This is a genomic window from Paenibacillus piri (genome assembly GCF_004354045.1).
Lineage (GTDB): Bacteria > Bacillota > Bacilli > Paenibacillales > NBRC-103111 > Paenibacillus_S > Paenibacillus_S piri.
In genome coordinates this window covers 44,061-63,583 of sequence record NZ_SMRT01000021.1, presented here as the reverse complement: position 1 = coordinate 63,583, position 19,523 = coordinate 44,061, and the positions used below count along the sequence as shown (strand labels likewise).

At 51.9% G+C, this 19,523-nt stretch carries 21 protein-coding genes; 5 read left to right on the top strand and 16 right to left on the bottom strand.

All coding sequences use genetic code 11. The annotated features are described in order from the left end of the window. Positions 1-437 precede the first annotated feature (437 nt). The 6 genes from E1757_RS30245 to E1757_RS30220 form a co-directional block, all read right to left on the bottom strand. Positions 438-1,172 (bottom strand): glycerophosphodiester phosphodiesterase, encoded by a 735-nt coding sequence (locus E1757_RS30245; protein WP_133235320.1) that lies wholly within the window; start codon positions 1,170-1,172, stop codon positions 438-440. Between the two features lie 30 nt (positions 1,173-1,202). Further along, entirely contained in the window at positions 1,203-2,597 is a 1,395-nt protein-coding gene (locus E1757_RS30240) for an ABC transporter substrate-binding protein (RefSeq protein ID WP_133235318.1), read from the bottom strand. A 116-nt stretch (positions 2,598-2,713) separates the two neighbouring features. After that, complete coding sequence (locus E1757_RS30235; RefSeq protein WP_425464870.1) at positions 2,714-3,535, bottom strand: carbohydrate ABC transporter permease; 822 nt, start codon at positions 3,533-3,535, stop codon at positions 2,714-2,716. After that, the gene (locus E1757_RS30230; RefSeq protein ID WP_425464869.1) at positions 3,535-4,467 is read right to left on the bottom strand and encodes a carbohydrate ABC transporter permease; all 933 of its coding nucleotides are present in this window, start codon (positions 4,465-4,467) and stop codon (positions 3,535-3,537) included. The genes E1757_RS30235 and E1757_RS30230 overlap by 1 nt, the downstream gene beginning before the upstream one ends. Before the next feature lie 325 nt (positions 4,468-4,792). Further along, entirely contained in the window at positions 4,793-5,938 is a 1,146-nt protein-coding gene (locus E1757_RS30225; RefSeq protein WP_133235314.1) for a metallophosphoesterase, read from the bottom strand. Between the two features lie 51 nt (positions 5,939-5,989). Further along, positions 5,990-6,466, bottom strand: coding sequence for a nucleoside deaminase (locus tag E1757_RS30220; protein WP_133235312.1), 477 nt, complete (start codon positions 6,464-6,466; stop codon positions 5,990-5,992). Positions 6,467-6,660: 194 nt separating this feature from the next. Here E1757_RS30220 and E1757_RS30215 point away from each other — a divergent pair, with 194 nt between their 5' ends. After that, on the top strand, positions 6,661-7,746 hold the full coding sequence (locus E1757_RS30215; protein ID WP_133235310.1) for an iron-containing alcohol dehydrogenase family protein: 1,086 nt from the start codon (positions 6,661-6,663) through the stop codon (positions 7,744-7,746). Positions 7,747-8,074: 328 nt separating this feature from the next. Further along, positions 8,075-8,227 (top strand): hypothetical protein, encoded by a 153-nt coding sequence (locus E1757_RS36050; RefSeq protein ID WP_165972362.1) that lies wholly within the window; start codon positions 8,075-8,077, stop codon positions 8,225-8,227. A 48-nt stretch (positions 8,228-8,275) separates the two neighbouring features. Here the strand turns inward: E1757_RS36050 and E1757_RS36045 are convergent, their stop codons facing one another. From E1757_RS36045 to E1757_RS30205, 3 genes are all read right to left on the bottom strand, one after another. Continuing rightward, a complete protein-coding gene (locus E1757_RS36045; protein WP_165972361.1) occupies positions 8,276-8,443 on the bottom strand; it encodes a hypothetical protein in 168 nt (55 codons plus the stop codon). 206 nt (positions 8,444-8,649) lie between these two features. Further along, positions 8,650-9,204 carry a Fe-S-containing hydro-lyase gene (locus E1757_RS30210; protein WP_133235308.1) on the bottom strand — a complete coding sequence of 185 codons (555 nt, stop codon included), beginning with the start codon at positions 9,202-9,204 and terminating at the stop codon, positions 8,650-8,652. 103 nt (positions 9,205-9,307) lie between these two features. Continuing rightward, a complete protein-coding gene (locus E1757_RS30205; protein ID WP_133235306.1) occupies positions 9,308-10,150 on the bottom strand; it encodes a fumarate hydratase in 843 nt (280 codons plus the stop codon). A 470-nt stretch (positions 10,151-10,620) separates the two neighbouring features. Between E1757_RS30205 and E1757_RS30200 the strand changes: the two genes are divergently transcribed. Beyond that, complete coding sequence (locus tag E1757_RS30200; protein ID WP_133235304.1) at positions 10,621-11,652, top strand: metallophosphoesterase family protein; 1,032 nt, start codon at positions 10,621-10,623, stop codon at positions 11,650-11,652. Between the two features lie 163 nt (positions 11,653-11,815). Here E1757_RS30200 and E1757_RS30195 read toward each other — a convergent pair whose 3' ends face one another. After that, positions 11,816-12,583 (bottom strand): SDR family NAD(P)-dependent oxidoreductase, encoded by a 768-nt coding sequence (locus E1757_RS30195; RefSeq protein ID WP_133235302.1) that lies wholly within the window; start codon positions 12,581-12,583, stop codon positions 11,816-11,818. Positions 12,584-12,764: 181 nt separating this feature from the next. On the opposite strand from E1757_RS30195, the gene E1757_RS30190 reads away from it, so the two are divergent. Next, positions 12,765-13,550 (top strand): DeoR/GlpR family DNA-binding transcription regulator, encoded by a 786-nt coding sequence (locus E1757_RS30190; RefSeq protein ID WP_133235300.1) that lies wholly within the window; start codon positions 12,765-12,767, stop codon positions 13,548-13,550. A gap of 43 nt (positions 13,551-13,593) precedes the next feature. Here the strand turns inward: E1757_RS30190 and E1757_RS30185 are convergent, their stop codons facing one another. From E1757_RS30185 to E1757_RS30165, 5 genes are all read right to left on the bottom strand, one after another. Next, the gene (locus E1757_RS30185) at positions 13,594-14,325 is read right to left on the bottom strand and encodes a glycosyltransferase family 2 protein (protein WP_133235298.1); all 732 of its coding nucleotides are present in this window, start codon (positions 14,323-14,325) and stop codon (positions 13,594-13,596) included. Positions 14,326-14,443: 118 nt separating this feature from the next. Further along, complete coding sequence (locus E1757_RS30180; RefSeq protein WP_133235296.1) at positions 14,444-15,085, bottom strand: acetyltransferase; 642 nt, start codon at positions 15,083-15,085, stop codon at positions 14,444-14,446. Then, positions 15,078-16,187, bottom strand: a complete 1,110-nt coding sequence (locus E1757_RS30175) for an aminotransferase class I/II-fold pyridoxal phosphate-dependent enzyme (protein ID WP_133235294.1) — start codon at positions 16,185-16,187, stop codon at positions 15,078-15,080. The genes E1757_RS30180 and E1757_RS30175 overlap by 8 nt, the downstream gene beginning before the upstream one ends. Beyond that, on the bottom strand, positions 16,180-16,890 hold the full coding sequence (locus E1757_RS30170) for a glycosyltransferase family 2 protein (RefSeq protein WP_133235292.1): 711 nt from the start codon (positions 16,888-16,890) through the stop codon (positions 16,180-16,182). The genes E1757_RS30175 and E1757_RS30170 overlap by 8 nt, the downstream gene beginning before the upstream one ends. Positions 16,891-17,111: 221 nt before the next feature. Further along, positions 17,112-17,441 (bottom strand): DUF1516 family protein, encoded by a 330-nt coding sequence (locus tag E1757_RS30165; protein WP_133235290.1) that lies wholly within the window; start codon positions 17,439-17,441, stop codon positions 17,112-17,114. Between the two features lie 159 nt (positions 17,442-17,600). On the opposite strand from E1757_RS30165, the gene E1757_RS30160 reads away from it, so the two are divergent. Beyond that, positions 17,601-18,173, top strand: a complete 573-nt coding sequence (locus E1757_RS30160) for a PadR family transcriptional regulator (RefSeq protein ID WP_133235288.1) — start codon at positions 17,601-17,603, stop codon at positions 18,171-18,173. 22 nt (positions 18,174-18,195) lie between these two features. Here the strand turns inward: E1757_RS30160 and E1757_RS30155 are convergent, their stop codons facing one another. Continuing rightward, positions 18,196-19,452, bottom strand: coding sequence for an efflux RND transporter periplasmic adaptor subunit (locus tag E1757_RS30155; protein ID WP_133235286.1), 1,257 nt, complete (start codon positions 19,450-19,452; stop codon positions 18,196-18,198). Between the last annotated feature and the right edge of the window lie 71 nt (positions 19,453-19,523).

Here is a 19,523-nt window from a genome sequence, read left to right as displayed (position 1 = left end):
GCATGAAATTGTTGCCGTAACACTTTCAGAAGAAAAGATGCCCCGACTCACATATATAATTTAACGTCATGGGCGTATCGCTTAAAAAGCAGCCAATCCACATAGAATTAGCCGCTTTTTGCTTAAGGTTGTACTAAGGCCCCAGTAAAAGTAATTGCTCCAATAGCATTCGCTGAACCGGTAATAGTTAGTGCGGTTAATGAATACGTTACATTACCGGTTCCAGGCGTTAGATCGACATGATTAACACTCGTTGTTCCAAATGTATCATTTCCGATTCCGTGCTGATTAATGCTATTGTAATCACGATTTGAACACGCGATATCTCATTAGCAATAACATCAATCGTGAAAGTCAACCGTCATCCATTCGATATGAACGAAAGCTTCAAGATGTATCAAATCCCCGGCCATAAGCCGGGGTCGATTGTTAAGATTTCACTTTGCTGCAAGCAGGTCATTCAGGCGGCCGGGGAAATCGGTAATGATACCCGATACTCCGAGAGCCGTTACATCAAGCAGCTCCCGCTCTTCGTTGACCGTCCACGGGTAGACGGCAATTCCATGATGTCCGGCCTTTATGACGAGCTCGGAATCGACAAGCTTAAAGTGCGGGTGAAGCGAGTATACCTCCACATCGAAGCTGCAGGCGTATGCGGCTGGCTCCACGAGATTAAACGCGTACAGCAGTCCGATTTTGCTGTTGGGCTCCAGCAGCTTAATGCGTCGTACACATTTATGATCGAACGAAGAGATGACCACATTGTCCAGACGACCGCGTTCACGAAGGAAATCAACGAGCTTCCGCTCGATTTGTTCATCCACGTGATCCTTGACCTCCACGTTGATCATGATGGAAGCGGGAACCAGGTCGAATACCTCGCCCAGTGTAGGCACTGTTTCTCCACGGAATTGCTCGCCGAACCAATACCCTGCGTCGTAGCTCTTGATTTCGGATAGCGTTAGCTCACGGATTGCGCCTTTTCCATGGGTCGTTCGGTCAATCGTCGCATCGTGGCACACGATCAGTTCTCCGTCGGCCGACAAGTGAATATCAAGCTCAATCCCTTCGCAGCCCTGCTCCAGCCCTAGCCGGAATGCGGCCAGCGTGTTTTCCGGAGCCATTCCTTTTGCCCCGCGATGGGCGATGTTCATCGGTTTTTGTACTGACATTTTGATTTCCTCCCGGGCAGTTCGCTCCCTCTATTGTTTAACCGTCTTGTTATACTGCTGAATTTTTGACGTAATTTCCTTCGACGCTCCATCCAGCGCTTCCTTCGGCGACTTCTTGTTGTTGATGACTTCCTCGATGGCCCCTTCGACGATTTGTCGCGCTTCCGGGAACACCCCGATCACAGCACCCTGCGTGGCAGAGTTCGATTTCGTTTGGTGAAGCTGATCGACCGCCGTTTGAAACTGCGGGAATTTTTTCATGTTGTCTTTGACGGTTTGGTCCTCATAGGCGGCTTTCGTAATCGGAAAATATCCCGTATTGATGTGCCAGTATGCCTGCACCTTCGGCGAAGCCAGGTATTTGACGAAATCCCATGCTGCTTTCTGCTCGTCATCCGGTCTGTCGTTCATAATCCACAGGCTCGCGCCGCCGACAATCACCCCGCCTTCCTTGCCGTCCGACGGCTTTGGCAGAAATCCGGTGCCGACTTCAAACTTGCCCTGGGCGCTGTCGACAAGTCCTTTCAACGATGCGGTCGATTCGAGAATCATGCCGACTTGACCGGCCGAGAACGCCTTCTTGGAATCGTCCGTTTTCCGGCCCAGATTGATCGCCGCTTTGGAATCAACAAGGTTTTTCCACCATGTCAGCGTCTTGATGCCCGCATCCCCGTTTACCGTCGATTCGGTGGCAAGCGCGCTCCGCCCGTTGCTGTTGTTCACGTATTCCGCGCCCTGATTCGCCAGCAGCTGCTCCATGAACCATCCGTAAATGGCAAAGTTCGCTCCGCTTGCTTTGCCCGTTTTCGTAATGGCATCAGCCGATTTCTGCAGCTCATCGAACGTTTTCGGCGGCTTCTCCGGATCGAGACCGGCAGCCTTAAACAAATCCTTATTGCAATACAAGATGGCGTTGGATGTATTGAACGGCATCGAATCCAGCTTGCCGCTATGGGTATAATAGCTGACAATGTTTGGCTCAAGCTGCGACAAATCGTATTTGTCCATATCGATGAATTTTTGCATTTGCGTGGTCGTTTTGGAATCCATCATAAAACGGGATCCGATTTCGTACATTTGCACAAGCGTCGGGCTGTCCTTGGAGCCCATCGACGCCTTCAGCTTGCTGAGCAGGTCGTCATATGTACCCTGATAGATCGCTTCCACTTGAACATTTTTTTGCGATGCGTTAAAATCGGTAACCATTTGTTCAACGACTTTCTGATTTGTCCCGCCCATCGCATGCCAGAACGTGACCTTCTTCAGAGCGCCGGATGAAGAACCTCCCTTGTCTGCTCCGTTTGCTTCCTTCGCGGCATTTCCACCCCCGCCTCCGCTTCCGTCACCGCCGCCACAGGCAGCTCCTGTGAGCATAACCGCAGTAAGCAGCAGCGCCATTATTCCATGCTTCTTTTTACCCCACATAGCGTGTTCTCCCCTCAAATTTGGTTATATTTAAGAAAGCTTCCAGGAACGAAGCGATTCTTCGCGATTGCCGCTTTCACGGCTGCAGCCGAAGCTTCAGCTGCAATTGTCACCGGTTAGCCTTTGACGGCCCCGGCGGTTATGCCCCGGATCAACTGCTTCACACCCAGCGCGAGCAGCACAAACGAAGGCAGGAGTACCAATGTCACTCCGGCCAGCACAAGATTCCACGAATTGACTTCCTCATGCTGCAGCATCGCGACCCCGATTTGAACGGTGCGCATCGTCGGTTTATTCGTTATCAGCAGAGGCCACAAATAACTGTTCCAATGATTCAGGAATACATAGACGCTCAGCGTCGCAATAGCCGGACGAGACAAAGGCAGCACGATGGAGAAAAAGGACCGCATATGCCCGCAGCCGTCGATCTTACCTGCATCAAACAGCTCATGCGGAAGCTGCAGAAAAAACTGCCTGAGCAAAAACACGCCGAACGCCCCGGCCATAAACGGCACGATCAAGCCCGGATAACTATCCATCCAGCCCCACGACCGGATCGTCAAGTAGTTCGGTATGACCGTCACCTCCCAGGGAATCATCATCGTGGACAAATAAAGCAGAAACAGCGGAATTTTTCCCCGAAACTGCAGGAACGAAAAAGCGTAGGCGGCCATGCTTGACGTTATAACCTGACATACCGTAATTCCCCCGGAAACGATAAAGCTGTTGACGATGAACCGGATGACCGGCATCGTTTCAATAGCTTTTTTGAAATTGCCCAAATACAGCTGATGCGGAAAAAGCGGCGGGGGAAAATTCGCAACCTCTTTCTCCGTCATGAACGATGAGAAAACTGTAAAAATGAGCGGATACAACACGAATAAAGCGAGCGCCGCAAGTACAACGTAAAGCAGCGTGTAGTTTAATCTGCGAAGCATCATTGATAGTGCACCTTCTTTTCCAAAACTTTAAACTGAAAAACGGTCAACGCCAAAATAATAAGGAACAGCACGAGCGCCTGCGCGCTGCCGATGCCGAAACGGAAGTTGATAAACGCGTCCTGATAGATGGAATATACGACGACATTGGTCAAATTCATCGGCCCGCCTTTCGTCAAAATATGAATTTGACCGAATGCCTGGAAGGCGCTGATGACCGAAACGATCAGTACGAAAAAAATAGTCGGTGAAAGAAGCGGCAGCACGATTTGACCGAAAGTCCGCACCGGTCCGGCGCCGTCGATTTTAGCGCTTTCATAAAGCTCATCGGGAACTCCCTGCAGGCCGCTCAACAGCACGATGTACATGAAGCCCATGTTCATCCAGATCGTCATCATCGAGATCGAAGGAAGCGCCCAGTTCGGATCGGCCAGCCACCTGATGTTCGATATGCCTGCAAAGCTCAGGAAGTAGTTCAGCATGCCTGCAGTGGGATGAAACAGCAAAAACCAGATGATCGATCCCGTACCGACGGATATGACAATGGGCAGTGAAAAGACGAACTGGAATATTTTCATCCCTTTCAGCTTGTTATGGGTAAGAGCCGCCAATAAGAGCGACCATATGATGCAGGTCGGCACCGTGAACAGAATAAACAGCAGCGTCACCTTCAAATTGGAAAAAAACTGGCCGGATGAGAACAGATCGATGTAATTGTCAAACCAGACAAATTCGGCGACACGTCCGCGGGGGTCTGTCAGCGTCATGCTCAAGTAGACGGATCGAAGCATCGGATAAAATAAAAACATTATAAAAAGGATCAAAGAAGGCGCGAGAAAAAAGTAAGCGAACGTCTGCTCCCTCCATTTGGACTTGGCGGCTTTCACGCCGGTTTCCGCTTTTTGCGATACGAGGTTTGTGTTGGAAGCCAAATTGCATACACCATCCCATTCTTTCAAAATCAAGTTAAGCGCTTACTTTTTGTAAGCGGTTTCATAAAACACGGGTTAATTAATTCGCAAAACGGGCCCGTTTCAAAACTCGCTTGCACAATGATAGATAAAAAAACACACAAATCGCCCTTATCATTTAATGACAAGCAATTTGTGTGATTCTCTAATTCTCCATCACGATTATTAACTTGATCTCATTGTAATCGCATACCCTGATATTGTCAATTTATTTATAAAATTTGGAACATCTGGCGCGAAACTTCCTGCTCAAGAAAGCTGGCCCAAGCCTTCGAAGCTTCCGGCTCTACCCTTCAAAATGGAGCGTAAGCTCGACAATCTCGGATCGGCTGCCGATTCGAACGGGCGGGCCCCACGTTCCGTATCCGGAGGAAACGACCGCATGCAGAGCGCCTTTCTTCAAAAAGCCCCAGTCCAGCTCGAACAGCCTTCTTGTAATGAAATGGTTCGGAGCCATTTGCCCTCTGTGAGTATGACCGGACAGCATGACATCGATGCCCGCCGACTCGGCTTTGTCCAGACCGTACGGCTGGTGATCCATCAGGATCAGCGGACGCGATTTGTCCACATCGGCCAGCAGCGGCTCAAGCTCCAGCCTGCCTTGGCTTCCGAACCGTTCCACCGCCTTGTCCTTCCGGCCGATGACATAGAAGCTGTCTTCAAGCAGCACCGAGCGATCCAGCAGCACATCGATGCCGATCTCGTTCATTTGCTCGGTAAACTGCCGAATGTGGCCGCCGATATATTCGTGATTGCCCAATACGGCGTAAATCCCGAGCCGGGAACGCAGCTGCTGCATGACGCTTCCCATCCGCCGGCTGATGAACGGCTCGATATCGTCATCGATGACATCGCCGGGCAGCAGGATCAAATCAGGCTCCAGCGCATTAATCCGGTCGACGAGCAGCTGCAGCTGCTTATTGCCGACGATAGAACCCAGGTGCAGATCGGAAGCGACGGCAATCCGCAGCTTCTTGCGCTCTCCGGCGCTTTTGGCAATCGTCGCCTCATAGCGGCGAATGACCGGATTGCGCGCATTCCACGAGCCGCGGAGCATAAGCAGCGCAATCAGGAACGCGACGACCATTCCAAGAACCGGAATGTAGGTCGAGGACGGCACCCTGAGCAGCGCCATTATGCCGGCTGCAAGATCGGCAAACGGCAGCATTACGAACGCGAAAAACATTATAGCCAGCCAATATGCGCCGATCAGCTTGAGGAAGTTCGCGGCGCTCCGCGGCAAAAACCGCGAGCCGAGCCTTCCGAGCAAGTACGAGAAGGCGATAATCCAAAAACAAATCCAATATATCGGTCCGGGATGAATGTGCAGCGCCGATTCCAGCCACAATGCACCGTGCCAGCCGACATAATAATTAATAAGCCCGAACACCAGTAATAATACGGCGATAATAACGACAAAACGCGGATTCATTCGTTGCAGCTCCCCAATACCGTGAAAAATCCAACTTGTCAGTTGTGCGGTTTAATACTCTTTCTTGATTTCCGAGACGGCCCATTGCTCGAAGGGCAGCTTGTATTCATCCGGCTTCAATTGCTTCATCACGATAGAGCGCCGCTCCATAGGCAGCGCAATCTGCTCGTAAATAAACTGGTCGTCAAAGCCGACAGCTGCCGCATCCTCCTTGCTGCAGGCGTAATAGACGGCGTCCGGTCGGGCCCAGTAAATCGCGCCGATGCACATCGGGCACGGCTCGCAGCTCGTATAAATTTCACAGCCCGTCAATTGAAAATGATTCAAATGCCGGCATGCATCCCGAATCGCCTGTACTTCCGCATGCGCCGTCGGATCGTTGAGCGTAGTTACCTGGTTGCTGCCTCTGCCGATAATTTGCCCGTCCTTGACCACAATGGCGCCGAAAGGTCCGCCTTGACCGGACTGTACGTTTTCGACCGCCAGCCGGATCGATTCCCGCATCCGCTTTTCAAGTTCATTGCTCATCCCCACACCCGCTTTCCACGTTATTCATTGCTGTTTGCAATCTGCTTTTATCATAAAGGATACGCGCCTCATTTTCAAAGATTGCCGAGGCCGATTCAGATTAAACGTGAAATTAACTATACCCGGGACCCCATTCTCTGGTAAAATGTGAGGAGTGCGTTTGAACCACAGTTACTCAAGGAGGAGCTTGCAGCATGTCCAAAGTTCATTACGTGGCGGGTACGCCCAATGCTTATATTCAAGAACCGGGTTTGATGAAAACAGCTGGCGAATGGATTGCCAAATTCGGAAAACGCATCTTTATTGTAACCGGTACCAAATCGTGGGCGAGCGTCCAGGAGCCGTTCATTGCGAGTTTGGATGCGGCCGGAATCGAATATGAAGTGGTGCCTTACCGCGGCGAGTGCTCGTACAACGAGGTGAAACGACTGCAGGCGTTGGTCAAGCCCGAGGTCGAGCTGATTGTCGGCGTCGGGGCGGGCAAAGTGATTGATACCGCGAAAAAGCTTTCCAACGACGTCAACAAGCCGCTGGTCGCCATCCCTACGTTGGCCGCGCAATGCGCGCCGGTTACGAATTTGTCCGTCATGTATACGGACGATGGCGTTTATGTGGACTTTCCGGTATTTTACCGCAACACGCTGCTCGTGCTGATCGATACGGATGTGATTGCTGCCGCACCGGTACGGTATCTGATCGCCGGGATCGGAGATACGATCGCCAAATGGTACGAATCGACGGCTTGCTCCGATGGCAAGCCGCAAAACCTGCCTACTATTGGAGGCGTCCAAGCCTCCAAGCTGTGCTTCGATACGCTGCTGGCCGACAGTGAGGACGCGATCCGCGATGCCAAGGCTGGCCGGTCCTCGGAAGCGCTGCAAAAGGTCGTCGACGCCGTCATCCTGTTCAGCGGCCTGGTTGGCGGGCTTGGCGAGGACAACTGCCGTTCCGCTGCCGCCCATGCGGTGCATAACGGGCTGACGACGCTGCCCGAATCGCATCACGCTTACCACGGCGAAAAGGTCGCTTACGGCATTATCACGCAGCTGGTGCTGGAAAACCGGCCGGCCGAGGAAATTCGGGAGCTGCTTGATTTCTATAAGCAGATCGGCCTGCCTTCCAAGCTGCGCGAGCTTGGCATTACCGAGCCTTTAACAGACGGTCAGCTGCAGGAAATCGCACGCGTATCGCTGTCTCCGGACGGCACGATGGGCAATATGCCGTTTCCGGTGACGGCCGGGGTGCTGATCGAGGCGATCCATAAGGTCGAACAGCTCTAGTCCGTACGCAGGTCCACGCCGCTTTCCGGCAGTTCCGGCATTATGATCATCCCATACCCTGAACTAACCAAAAGACTCATCGACTCATAATCAATCGGAAACCAGGCGCCGTCAGGCGGCTGGTTTTATTTGCATTTCCGTATCATTTGCACCGGAATTGTCGCAAAATATGAAGAGACCTTAACACAAAGCGACAAAACTTCCGCTTTTCCATCGTAGTTTTAATTGCCAATTTGTTGTAAAATATCCCAATATACCCACAGCGATGAGACAACTGCTCTGGTTTTCCACTTTTAAAATCATTTCTATGAACAGGAGAGACACGATCATGAGAACCATTTACGAGAATTACAGGGGCTTTAAAGTATTTCAAAATGAGAAAAGCTACCAGGCCAGCAATTCGGAAATTCATTTCAGCCACCAAAAGCTGAGCGAAGTGCTGAATACGATCGACAAGTACGTTGAACAAAAAGCGGAGTAAAAAAAATCCCCCCTTTGCTGACGGGAGGATGAATACGGAGACAACGGATCATTGGACGGTATCTTGATCCGCCTCGTCGCTAACCGCGTCATCGACTGCGCTTGAAACTTTGTAGAAAGGGTATCCGCCATATTCGGTCGGGAAATAAATATAATCCTCGCTTGGCGGTTCAACGATAAAGTAATCCTTGAGCATCGACTTGATCTTTGAAAACACAATCTGCGCCTCCTTTGCCGCCGGCAAACGTTTACGTTAAGTGTTTTCAATTTTGATCGCGATTATACCCTTCCGTTCCACAAGTCAGCGATAAATGTTTGCTTCACTGGCGTGTCATTCAACCGAATCGCTGAAATCCGGAAACAAAAGCGAAAGCTATGCTTCTACGGAACGATTCCGTCCTCCCGCTTCAGATTATCCGCGCCTTATATTTTTCTGTATTTTGCGATTTCCTGCTCGTACAGATCTCCGCCGTGCGCATCGTAAACGACCAGCACCGGGAAATCTTCGACCGTGAGCTTGCGGATCGCTTCCGGTCCGAGATCGTCATATGCGACAACTTCGGCGGATTTGACCTTATTGGCGAGCAATGCCGATAAACCGCCGACGGCCGACAAGCATACGGCTTCGTACTTGACACAGGCTTCTTTGACCTCATTGCTTCTCGGCCCTTTGCCGATCTTGCCTTTAACTCCGTACTCGTACATAGCGGGCGTGTAAGGGTCCATACGGGAAGCCGTCGTCGGAGCGATCGAGCCGATAACCTGCCCCGGCTTGGGCGGTGTCGGGCCGGCATAAAAAATAATTTGATCCTTCAAATTTACTGGAAGCTCCTCGTTATTTTTCAGCAATTCGATCATGCGTTTATGTGCGGCATCGCGTGCGACATAAATCGTTCCGTTAAGAAAAACTTCATCCCCGGCTTTCAGCTGCACTGCCTTTTCGCGGGTCAGCGGCGTCTCGATATAAATTTTGGCCATATGGGCATCTGTCCTTTCCGAGATTTAACGCGCCTGAATAGATTTTCGATAAACTGTGGGAACAGGCTTTTATCCCCTTTCATCAACAATCTGCTAAAGACCATTAAATCACTTTCGTATTTTTACGGGCGGCGTGACATTGAATATTAACAGCGACCGGCAGTGCCGTAATATGGCAGCCATATGTCTCGACCGCAACCCAAATAGCCGTATTGGAACCTCCCAGGCCCTGCGGTCCGATGCCTGTTTTATTGATTTCGTCCAACAATTCCTTCTCCAGCCGGGCGATATGCTCCTCGTGATGGAAGGCGCCTACCTCGCGGAGCACCGCTTCCTTCGCAATTTCAGTCACTTTATCAAAGCTGCCTCCGATGCCGACACCGACGACCAAAGGAGGACAAGCTCTGCCTCCCGCCGCGATAATCGTATCCAGCACAAATTTCTTTACGCCCGCCACACCGTCTCCGGGAAGCAAAAATTTCATGGCGCTCATATTTTCACTGCCCCCGCCCTTCGGCAGAACCGTCAGCTTGATCTGTTCGCCGGGAACAATCCGGGTATGAATGACGCCGGGCGTATTGTCGTTCGTATTTTTACGGATAAGCGGGTCGGAGACGATCGAATTGCGGAGATACCCCTCTTTATACCCTTTGCGTATCCCTTCATGAATGGCGCCGGTGAAATCCCCGCCCTGAATATGAACATCCTGCCCGACATCGGCATAAACGACAGTCAGACCCGTATCATGGCAGTACGGACGGTCTTCCTCCGCCGCCAATTGGGCGTTTTCAATCAATTGATCGATGATGCTTTTGCCGAGCGGCGATTCCTCGGTTTCGCTCGCTCTGCGGAATCCGTCCAAAATATCCTGCGGCAAATAATAGCAGGCTTCCCAGCACATCATGGCGATCGTATCGCGTATTTGATCCGTATGAATAACTCTCATTTTCGTTCCCCTTCCTTTATTCTTCTGCATGTTCTCCCGCCGGTTGCATTAAATCGCTTACAAGCAAGCGCTGTCATGAAACAGGCATGCGTTGGGTCGGCAGGACTCGTTTAGGGCGCGGCCGTGATCCGGCACGTTACACGATCTATTCTAGCATATCGCGGACAAAGAAAACCGATGTTTATTGCGGTTTCTGACCCCCACTATGCAAAATTTGCTGTCGAATATTATTTGAGGGCTGACAAACTTAACCAATAGCACTAAAATAGACAGAGTCGCCCGTTGAAACAATTGGCATGATTTCCCTGGACCCAACGAGCGTTTCACGGAAATGCTAATATCGTCTAATTTTGTTTAAATATGTAGAATTGCGGTTAATGAATTATTTGGACTCTTATTAACCGATGTTCCGACCGAGCTTTTACAAATTCCGGTTACAACGTGCGATCGTACATCTTTTGGAGGTTTCTATGAGAAAAACCAGTATTGGCTCCGCTTTGTTGTCATTGTTTTTATGTCTGATGTTTGTACTGCCCACAGGCGCCGACGCTCAGCCGGAGGAAAAACCGCTGTTCGGCTTCAGCGTGCTCAGCGATATCCATGTAGAAGCGTGGAGCGGCGAATCCCAAAATAAATTTGCAAACGCATTGGCGGATCTGCAGCAAGCCGCTCCCGATTCCTTGGCACTTATTCTTAACGGCGACTTGACCAACGGGCTGCCGGGCGATTATTTGACGCTCAACAGCCTGCTGAAGGAAAACCCTCATCCTCAATCCGTCTTTGCGTCGATCGGCAACCATGAATTTTATAAATCCTGGTTCAAAGGCTCCGGCTCCTGGAGCTCCGATACGTTCCCCAACGGGGAGACCGAGCAGGCTTCCATTCAGCGGTTTCTGCAGTTTACCGGAGAGAGCAGCGTGTACTATCAGAAAAAAATTCAAGGCTTTCCGTTTATTTTCCTTGGCTCCGAGCAGTACCGGCAATCGAATCCGGATAATGCGGAGAACGCTTATTTGTCGCAGACTCAGCTGGATTGGCTGCGCCAATCGCTGCTGAATGCGCAGTATACATACGGTTTGAACAGACCGATCTTCGTTTTTTTGCATCAGCCGTTAAGCGATACGGTTTCCGGTTCCGAATGCTGTATCAATTACCGGTCCGTCATACAGGATAAAGAGCTGCGTAATATTTTATCCGCTTTTCCGCAAGTCATATTGTTCACCAGCCACAGCCATATGAATTTAAGATTGCCGAAAACGTTCGTACAGGACTTGTTCACGATGGTCAACACTTCGTCCGCAAGCGATCCGTGGACCTCCGACAGCAACGGCGCCTACAAGCCTCTCGGCGGAAACGCCAGCGAAGGGCTGTATGTCGAAGTGTATCCTAACAGCCGGGTCGTTATTAAGGGCCGCGACTTCGCAAACCATGCGTGGATTCCTGAGGCGCAGTATACCGTTCTGCCTCCATCAGCGAGAAATCCGGCTCGTTCCGGGGGATAAGAAAACCACTATCGAGGCCTATCCAAGATGAGCGACCGCGATTTATATGTAGGTTTTCTTGAAATGATAGAAAGCTTCAGCTCCGCTGAAAACTTATACTTTCTATCATTATAAGAAAACGGCCCGCCATCCGGGGATGGCGGGCCGTCCGTATGAGGCGCGCTTAACGCATATAGTTGCCGCCGTTAATTTCAAAAGTTTCTCCCGTAATAAACGAGCTGTAGGAGGATGCGAAATAAGCGACGATTCCGCTGATATCATTCGGCACGCCGCTGCGGCCGAGCGGGATGCCCGCGATGGAGGCGCGCTTGCCTTCCTCCGAAGTGAAGGTCGCGTGGAACTTCGTCTCCTCGATAAAGCCGGGCGCAACGCAGTTGACGCGGATGCCGCTCGGCGCCAGCTCTTTGGCCAAGCTTTTCGTCAAGGTGAGAATCGCGCCCTTGGAAGCGGCATAAATGCCGGAGCCGGGTCCGCCGCCATTATGCGCAGCCAATGAGCTCATATTGATAATCGAGCCGGCGCCTCTTGCCTTCATGCCGGGAATCGCCGCCTTGGTGACGAAGACGGTGGACGTCAGGTTGACATCGATCACTTCTTTATACAGTTCGTAAGTCATTTGCTCGATGCTGCGTCTTTCTACCAGGTTGCCGGCATTGTTGACGAGAATGTCAAGCCCGCTGCCGAATGCCTGCTCCGCTTCCGCAACAAGCCGTTCGATCTGCGCCAAGTCGGTCACATCGGCCTGGATGACGGCGGCTTGTCCGCCCGCTTTGCGGATTTCCCCTGCCGTTTCTTCCGCGCCTTCGCGGTTGCTCAAATAATGAACGACAACGTTGGCCCCGCAGCCGCCCAGCTCGATCGCAATCGCACGGCCGATCCCTCCGCTCGAACCCGTTACCAGCGCCGCCTTATTGCTTAAATCAATCTTCATTTCCGATTTCCCCTTCCGTTTCGGTTCGTATAAGTGCTTCTCACATGAATTATCGCTTTTAATCATAAAAATTGTTATACTTGACTTATACATTATCACATAAAACGAACCATTACAAACATTTTTGAACCTTTTCATACCGAACTTGAACTTAAAATAGAGAAATATGGAGTGAGCAACGATGCTATCTGATGTAAGACATACGAAAATTGTCGAGTTTTTAAACAGCAGCGGCTCGGTAAAAGTGAAAGATATATCCAAATTTTTACAGGTCAGCGAAAAGACAATCCGTGAAGACTTGGAGAAGCTGGAGGAAAAAGGTTTTTTGAAGCGGGTTCATGGAGGGGCCGTGCTGATCGACCATTCCGAATCGATACTGCCGATTTATAAAAGGCGCAGCCGCCAGTTCGGGGAGAAAGAGCGGATTGCGGCGGAAGCCTGCAAGCTGATCGAGGACGGACAAATTATTTTGCTGGACGCGGGTTCGACGACGCTGGAGCTGGCCAAGCTCATCCGCCACCGCTCCCTTACGGTGATCACCAACGATACGGCCATCGCATCGGCACTGTCCGACAGCAACGATATCGAGCTGTGCGTTCTCGGCGGCTACCGCCGCAAAAGCACCTATACGCTTGTCGGCCCGGGCGCGCTTGCAATGATGAGCGAGCTGAATGCGGATATCGCCTTTCTGGGCTGCTCGGGGGTTGATCTGGAGCGGGGCTTGTCCATTTTCCATCGGGAAGAAGCGGAGCTGAAGAAAAGAATGCTCCTATCGTCGCATACCAAAATTTTGCTCGCCGATCATACAAAAATCGGGCGGACGGCGCTTGTCTCATTCGCCCAGCTGCAAGAGATCGATACTTTAATTACCGATTCGCAAACGGACCCCGCTTTGCTTCAAAGCATCATCGAGCTGGGAATTGAAGTATCCGTTGCAAGCGACGCTAAAAACATCCACCCGGCATGATGGAAACGGCGCTGGGAGTGTGAGGTGTGGAATGAGGTCCCGGTCAAAGCGCTTTTACGGCCTGCCGTTTCAGCGATTCGAACACCTGCCGCTTTTGCTGCTCCGCCCACATATATTGCACTCCCCAATGATTCGCAATATCCACCATGCGCAGTCCTTGTCTCAGCTGTGTCAGCCGGCTGCTCAAATAATCGAACCCTAAATATTTGTAATGCAGCAGTTTCACTTCCTTGGACGACGGCTCAATTACATTTCCGACAGGCGAAGCGCTGTGCCGGCCTGCGGCAAAATTGATCTCGCCGATCGCATTCGGATTAAACAGCTGCGGCTTGTCGAGGAAGACGCCGTCTCTTACGCCGGTTTGAATTTGCTCGCATAACGGACTCCCGTAATCGGGAAAAGCATCCGCCACCATCTCGTAGCCTTCCGGTACAATGAGCGTAACCCCGGAAGCGGCGCATGCTTCCAGGTACGCGCGCAGATCGGGATGGTACAGGTGCTCGTCGATATCGCAGACGATGACCCAATCAGCCTTGCCGACACTACGTTTCCAGACGCTGTTGAATTGGGCCAGCGCCGATTCGATCAGGGAAGCGCCCTCGATGTCGAACCGGTTTACCGTCACTTTGGGATGCGAGTGCAGCAGCGTCAGCGATCGGTCCGAGGAACCGTTATCGTAAATAAAATACGCGTCAACCAACCCGTCATAATGCTTGAAAAAATGCGGCAGCATCTTCTCCTCGTTCCAGCATAATGCATGGAGATGAATAATCATCGGAGCCCTCTCTCCTCTTACCCTTTATTTCCGTGGCCGATACCGGTTTACGGCGACCGTTCGCAGCACACGGATCACATGCTGATCAATCAGCTTCTTCTCAAAAGCCGGGCGAATACTATAACAGCTTCTTTTTCACAACGGCCGGAACGCCAGCACACAGCACGCCGGCAGGCACGTCATCCTTGACGAAGGCGCCGCCGCCGATAACGGACCAGGCTCCTACGGTTATTTTTTCACGCAGCGCCGAGCCGGTTCCGATAAACGCCCCTTCGCCGATACTCACGTTACCGCTTATATTGACGCCGGGGGAAATCGTCGCATAGTCGGCTACCGTCACATCATGGGCTAGCGTAGCGCGCGTATTTACAATTACAAAGTCGCCTACCCGCACATGAATCGTCAATATCGCCCCTTCGCAAATGACGGAGCCCAAGCCGAGCCGGTTTTTGGGAGACAAGCGGACGGACGGATGGACAAGCGTCTCGGCAAGCGTAAAGCCGTGCTCCTTTGTTTGGTGAACGAATCTTTTTTTCAATACGGGACTTCCGACACCGGCGCAAATCACTTTAACGTCGCCGCGCAGCTTGACAATATCGGCTAAGCCGCCGAGCACCGGAACCCCGTCCACCGTCTGTCCCCGCATGTCCGGACGATCGTCGAGAAATCCGATCACCTCACGGCCCAGCTGCTCGCACAAATCGAGAACTTCACGGCCCATACCGCCGCAGCCCCATATGACCAGCTTGCGCTCATCCATGACGCAGGCACCGGACAACTTTGCTCACCTGCGAACGGTTCATATCTTCCCACAGCGGCAAATTGACAATTCGACTTCCGATCTGCTCGGTGACGGTCATTGACGTCGACGGGCACGATTGAAACAGAGTCTGCTGATGGCAGGACGGGGCGAAATACGTGCGGGATTGGATCCCGTGGGCTGCCAGCATGCGCACTACGTCGAGATTGCAGCTTGCCGCAGGACACAGCATGGAAAAAAACGACTGGGCTACGGTTCCCCGTACATCCTGCAGCGTCCACCCCTGATCGGGCAGACCGGCTTCCGCCAGCTCCTCCATATACCAGCCGTAAACCCGTTCCCGTCTGCCTTTCTTCTGCTCGTACGCTTGCAGCGTCGCCAGGCCGATTGCGGCCGCATATTCGGACAGCTTTCCGTTCAACCCGATTTGCCGCGAATCCCGTTCCACATCAAAACCGAAATTGGCCATTTGCCGCAGCGCATCGATAACCGGCCGATCGGCGCTGTAAATAAGACCGCCTTCGCCGATGCCAAACCCTTTCGTTGCATGAAAGCTGAACACGACAGTTCCTTCAAAGCCTTGCCCAAAATGACCGTCAAGCGTCGATCCGACGCTCGCGGCCGCATCGATCACAACCGGAATGCCGCGTTCCTGCAGCGACTGATACCCGCTTATATCCATATTCGTACCGAACGCGGCATACGGCACGACCACCGCGACCTCGTCCCCCAGCTTGTCGAGCTCATGCTTCAACAGCTCCTCGTCCATGCACCAGTCGTTCGGCCGGATATCGATAAAATACGGCTCCAAGCCGCACCACATGGCGGCCAATGGCGTCGCGGCGAACGTAAAGCTCGGCATCAGCGCATATTTGCCGCGTCGCTTGGTGAGCGATATCGCCAGCATCAGACCCGTCGTGGCGTTATTCACGGTAACGGCGCTGCCCTTATTCCGGAACAATTCGTGCAGCAGCCGCTGCTCGAACAGAGTGTTCAGCGTTCCGTAGTTGGTGTAGATCCGGGAATCGTCGATTTGCCGGAAATAATCCGCATACGCTTCCTTCTCGACCAGCTTGGGACGCAAAAACGGGATTTCATACATGACCGTTTCCCCCCTCTTTAAAATGAATCGTAAGCGGCTCAGGATAGCGGACCGATTGAATACCCAGCACGATCATCCGGCGGATGCGGTTCCAATCGCCCGGCTCATTCCATAAATAACAGCCTGGATCCCAATGAACACCTTTCAGCCATTTGTGATAAAAAATCGAGGACGTCGTCACCCGGTTGCACTCCAGCGCCTCGGCCCGGTTCATATCCCAATAATCCGGATACAATTCATGGTAAAAAGGATGAAAAACGAGATCGGCCTTTGTAGCCTGAGCATAGCGAACCAGCTTCTCAATCCGCTCCGGCACGAATTCGTCATCGTCATCCAGATGGGTTACAAAATCGCCGGAGGCCAGCTCCAAAGCCCGGTTGGACGGAAAGCTGCCGGCAACGAGCCACCTCTGGCGCGGTTCGGACGGATACTGGCCGCGCTGCGGCAAATTTTCAAAGCGGATTCGCGAATCGCCAAGCGCCTGTATCCGTACAGCCGTATCATCCGTACAGTGATCGCCGATCACGATAATTTCAAGATGGAGATAAGTTTGCTTCAAGATCGACTTCAAGGAACGCTCAATCAACAAATTCGAACGGTTATACGTCGGAATGCACACCGTCACCAACGGGTTTTCTTTCTCGTAAACCTCCAGGTACCAGGCGGTTTCCTTCAGTGCGGTACCACCCTGCTGCTCCACCACTTAGCGTCACTCTCCCATAAACCGGCGGCATGATCCCGCAAGATCCGGCAGCCAAACTTGTAACATGGAATCAGTATATGAATATGGTTTTTGACAAGTCTCAGCGGATGTACTGGAATCGTGAAAAACGAAAAAAACCGCCGGGAAATGGGCTTCCTGGCGGTTCTCTAAGCATGATATTCGATATTTGTCCAATATAAGGCTGGCAGTCCCGTAAACTTCTAGATGACGCCAAAACCGAGCAGCAAAATGAGCACAAGCGCGACGAGCCAAATCAGCCACATGATGAGTTCCGGCTGGTTTCTGCGGCGGCGGGCAAGAATGACCTCCATCATACCGATGAGTATTATCGCCAACACGCCCTTCAGTACGAAAAGGAGCGGAAAGCCAAGCATAAACAGCATGCCGATGCCGGATACGAGCATGATAAGATAGAGCACCTTCAAAATAATCGATGTGACCTTTTGCCGCTGAAATATAACGCTGAGAATGAAGGCGATCAGCATCAGCGCCCAAGTGCCGGCGTGGGACTGGTATAAAATGTTGAACATGTCGGTTCCTCCCGAATTTGAAGTGATTGAATTTATATGTGCACTTGCACATATGAACCCTCTGATTATATAATGGGATACCGGCAATAGCAACCGCTCCGGACAAACCGAAACAAATTGTTCATAGTTGACCATTTTCAACGCAGAAAGGTATTTGCCATGTCTCTACGTTACGCATTGCTCGGGCTGCTGGCCAAACGGGCGTCGACCGGCTATGAGCTGCATCAGCAGTTCAAAGAAAAGCTGGTTTATTTCTGGAATGTCCATCATTCCCAAATATACCGGGATCTCGGCAAAATGGAGAGCGAGCAGCTGGTCAGCTCCGAAGTCGTCCATCAAACGGCGCATCCCGATAAAAAAATATATACGTTGACGTCCAAAGGCACGGTGGAGCTGATCGGCTGGGTGCTCCGGCAGCCTTCCTCTTCAGCCATCATTAAGGATGAGTTTCTCGTTCGCGTCAACGCTTTTCCCATCATAGCGGAGGATGAAGCGATCCGCTTGCTGAGCGAGATGAAGCAGCGCGAGCAGCGCGTCCTTGAGAAGGAGCTGCAATGGCGCAATGAGCATTTCCGTACCGATGAGCTGCCGGACATGAGCCGGATCAGCGAATATTTGACATCCGAATTCGGCGTTATTTATACCCGGGGCTATATTCAATGGTGCGAATGGGCGCTATCGGTATTTCATGCAATCAAACGGCAAAAAGCAGCCCCTGATTCGCATGAGTAGCGAATCAGGGGCGTAAGCTTGCTTATTTGGCCACTTCCACTTTTTGTCCATCCTTCAATTGATGCTGACCGGAAACAACGACCTGTTCGCCGGCCTTCACACCGTCCAGCACTTCCTGGTTCGCGTCCTTGATGCGGCCCAGGCTCACTTTGCGCTTCTCGACCTTGTCGCCGTTCAATATAAAGACGAACGTGTCACTGCCTTCCCTCACAATGCTCAGGCTCGGCACTGCAAGCGCCATTTCCTCCTGCTCGGTCGTCAATTGCAGTTGAACCCGGGTGCCCGGTTTCAATGACCCGTCCGTATTGGCGAACTCAAGCTCGATCGGGAATGTTTTGGTTTGAGCGTTGATGACTTCCGCCAAATATGTGACTTTTGCCTTTGGCTTAACGCCCGGATTGTTGGCGGAGTAAAACGTCAGCTCCGATTTGTTGCGAGCCAGCTTGGCTGCGGACTCCGTCAAATCGGCTTTTATTTTCAGCATATCGGTCTGCTGCACCTGCCCGATTTTCGCGGAACGCGAAACCGACATGCCGACCTCGGCCGTCAGATCCGTGATCACGCCGTCAATCGTGGACTTGACCGCATAATTGTCCATCGTGTTGTTGGCATCCTGCAGTGCTATCCGCGCCGAATCCACCTGCGCCTGTTGGGCTGCGAGGGCGTTCGTACTATCCAGCGAATTGAGCTTATCCTGCAGCAGCTCCGCATCCCTGCGCGCATTGTTCATTTGAACCTCCGCCTGATCCAGCTGCTTTTTGGTCGCCAGACCGGCATCGAAGTCGTTGCGCATTTTGTTGTAGTCTTTCTGAGCGGTATCGAGCTGGCTTTGCGCTTTCATCAACGAGTTCCTCAGCTCGGTCTTATTGTTGTCCAAATCCTCCCGCGATTTGGCAAGCGACTGCTCCGCGCTGTTCAGCGACGATTGGCTTTTTTCCAGCTGGAGAGCAACATCCTTCGTATCGATCCGTACAATTATATCACCCTTTTGAACGGTATCGCCTTTCTTCTTCACTACCTCGACTACCTGGCCGTCAGCCTTCGGAATGACATCGACCTGCGAGAGCGACAGAACATCGGCTACCTGCTCCTTCGGATCCCCCATGCTCTGCGAGCTGATTGCGGCCACTTTGATCGGCCGGTTTTGCAGCTGCGCCGCTGCGGACGTATCCGCCACCTTGGCTGTCGAGCAGCCGGCGGCCAACGCCGCAACGATGATGAGCAATCCGGCGGTTCGTGCGCCGCGCAGCCTCTTTATTCGATTCAAGCTGTTTTTCATCGCGTGTCCTCTCTCCTTCACATGTGTTCGTTTAATCAGGAAATAATTTAAACTTTGCTTCGCACAACCTT

Bases quoted from the DNA above. Each gene is read 5' to 3' on its own strand.
- E1757_RS30185 (WP_133235298.1), bottom strand. From the start codon at position 14,325: ATGATTATTCATCTCCATGCATTATGCTGGAACGAGGAGAAGATGCTG.
- E1757_RS30160 (WP_133235288.1), top strand. From the start codon at position 17,601: ATGTCTCTACGTTACGCATTGCTCGGGCTGCTGGCCAAACGGGCGTCG.
- E1757_RS30205 (WP_133235306.1), bottom strand. From the start codon at position 10,150: ATGAGAGTTATTCATACGGATCAAATACGCGATACGATCGCCATGATG.
- E1757_RS30200 (WP_133235304.1), top strand. From the start codon at position 10,621: ATGAGAAAAACCAGTATTGGCTCCGCTTTGTTGTCATTGTTTTTATGT.
- E1757_RS30215 (WP_133235310.1), top strand. From the start codon at position 6,661: ATGTCCAAAGTTCATTACGTGGCGGGTACGCCCAATGCTTATATTCAA.
- E1757_RS30240 (WP_133235318.1), bottom strand. From the start codon at position 2,597: ATGTGGGGTAAAAAGAAGCATGGAATAATGGCGCTGCTGCTTACTGCG.
- E1757_RS30195 (WP_133235302.1), bottom strand. From the start codon at position 12,583: ATGAAGATTGATTTAAGCAATAAGGCGGCGCTGGTAACGGGTTCGAGC.
- E1757_RS36050 (WP_165972362.1), top strand. From the start codon at position 8,075: ATGAGAACCATTTACGAGAATTACAGGGGCTTTAAAGTATTTCAAAAT.
- E1757_RS30235 (WP_425464870.1), bottom strand. From the start codon at position 3,535: ATGCTTCGCAGATTAAACTACACGCTGCTTTACGTTGTACTTGCGGCG.
- E1757_RS30245 (WP_133235320.1), bottom strand. From the start codon at position 1,172: ATGTCAGTACAAAAACCGATGAACATCGCCCATCGCGGGGCAAAAGGA.
- E1757_RS30165 (WP_133235290.1), bottom strand. From the start codon at position 17,441: ATGTTCAACATTTTATACCAGTCCCACGCCGGCACTTGGGCGCTGATG.
- E1757_RS30225 (WP_133235314.1), bottom strand. From the start codon at position 5,938: ATGAATCCGCGTTTTGTCGTTATTATCGCCGTATTATTACTGGTGTTC.
- E1757_RS30180 (WP_133235296.1), bottom strand. From the start codon at position 15,085: ATGGATGAGCGCAAGCTGGTCATATGGGGCTGCGGCGGTATGGGCCGT.
- E1757_RS30220 (WP_133235312.1), bottom strand. From the start codon at position 6,466: ATGAGCAATGAACTTGAAAAGCGGATGCGGGAATCGATCCGGCTGGCG.
- E1757_RS30210 (WP_133235308.1), bottom strand. From the start codon at position 9,204: ATGGCCAAAATTTATATCGAGACGCCGCTGACCCGCGAAAAGGCAGTG.
- E1757_RS30175 (WP_133235294.1), bottom strand. From the start codon at position 16,187: ATGTATGAAATCCCGTTTTTGCGTCCCAAGCTGGTCGAGAAGGAAGCG.
- E1757_RS30155 (WP_133235286.1), bottom strand. From the start codon at position 19,452: ATGAAAAACAGCTTGAATCGAATAAAGAGGCTGCGCGGCGCACGAACC.
- E1757_RS30190 (WP_133235300.1), top strand. From the start codon at position 12,765: ATGCTATCTGATGTAAGACATACGAAAATTGTCGAGTTTTTAAACAGC.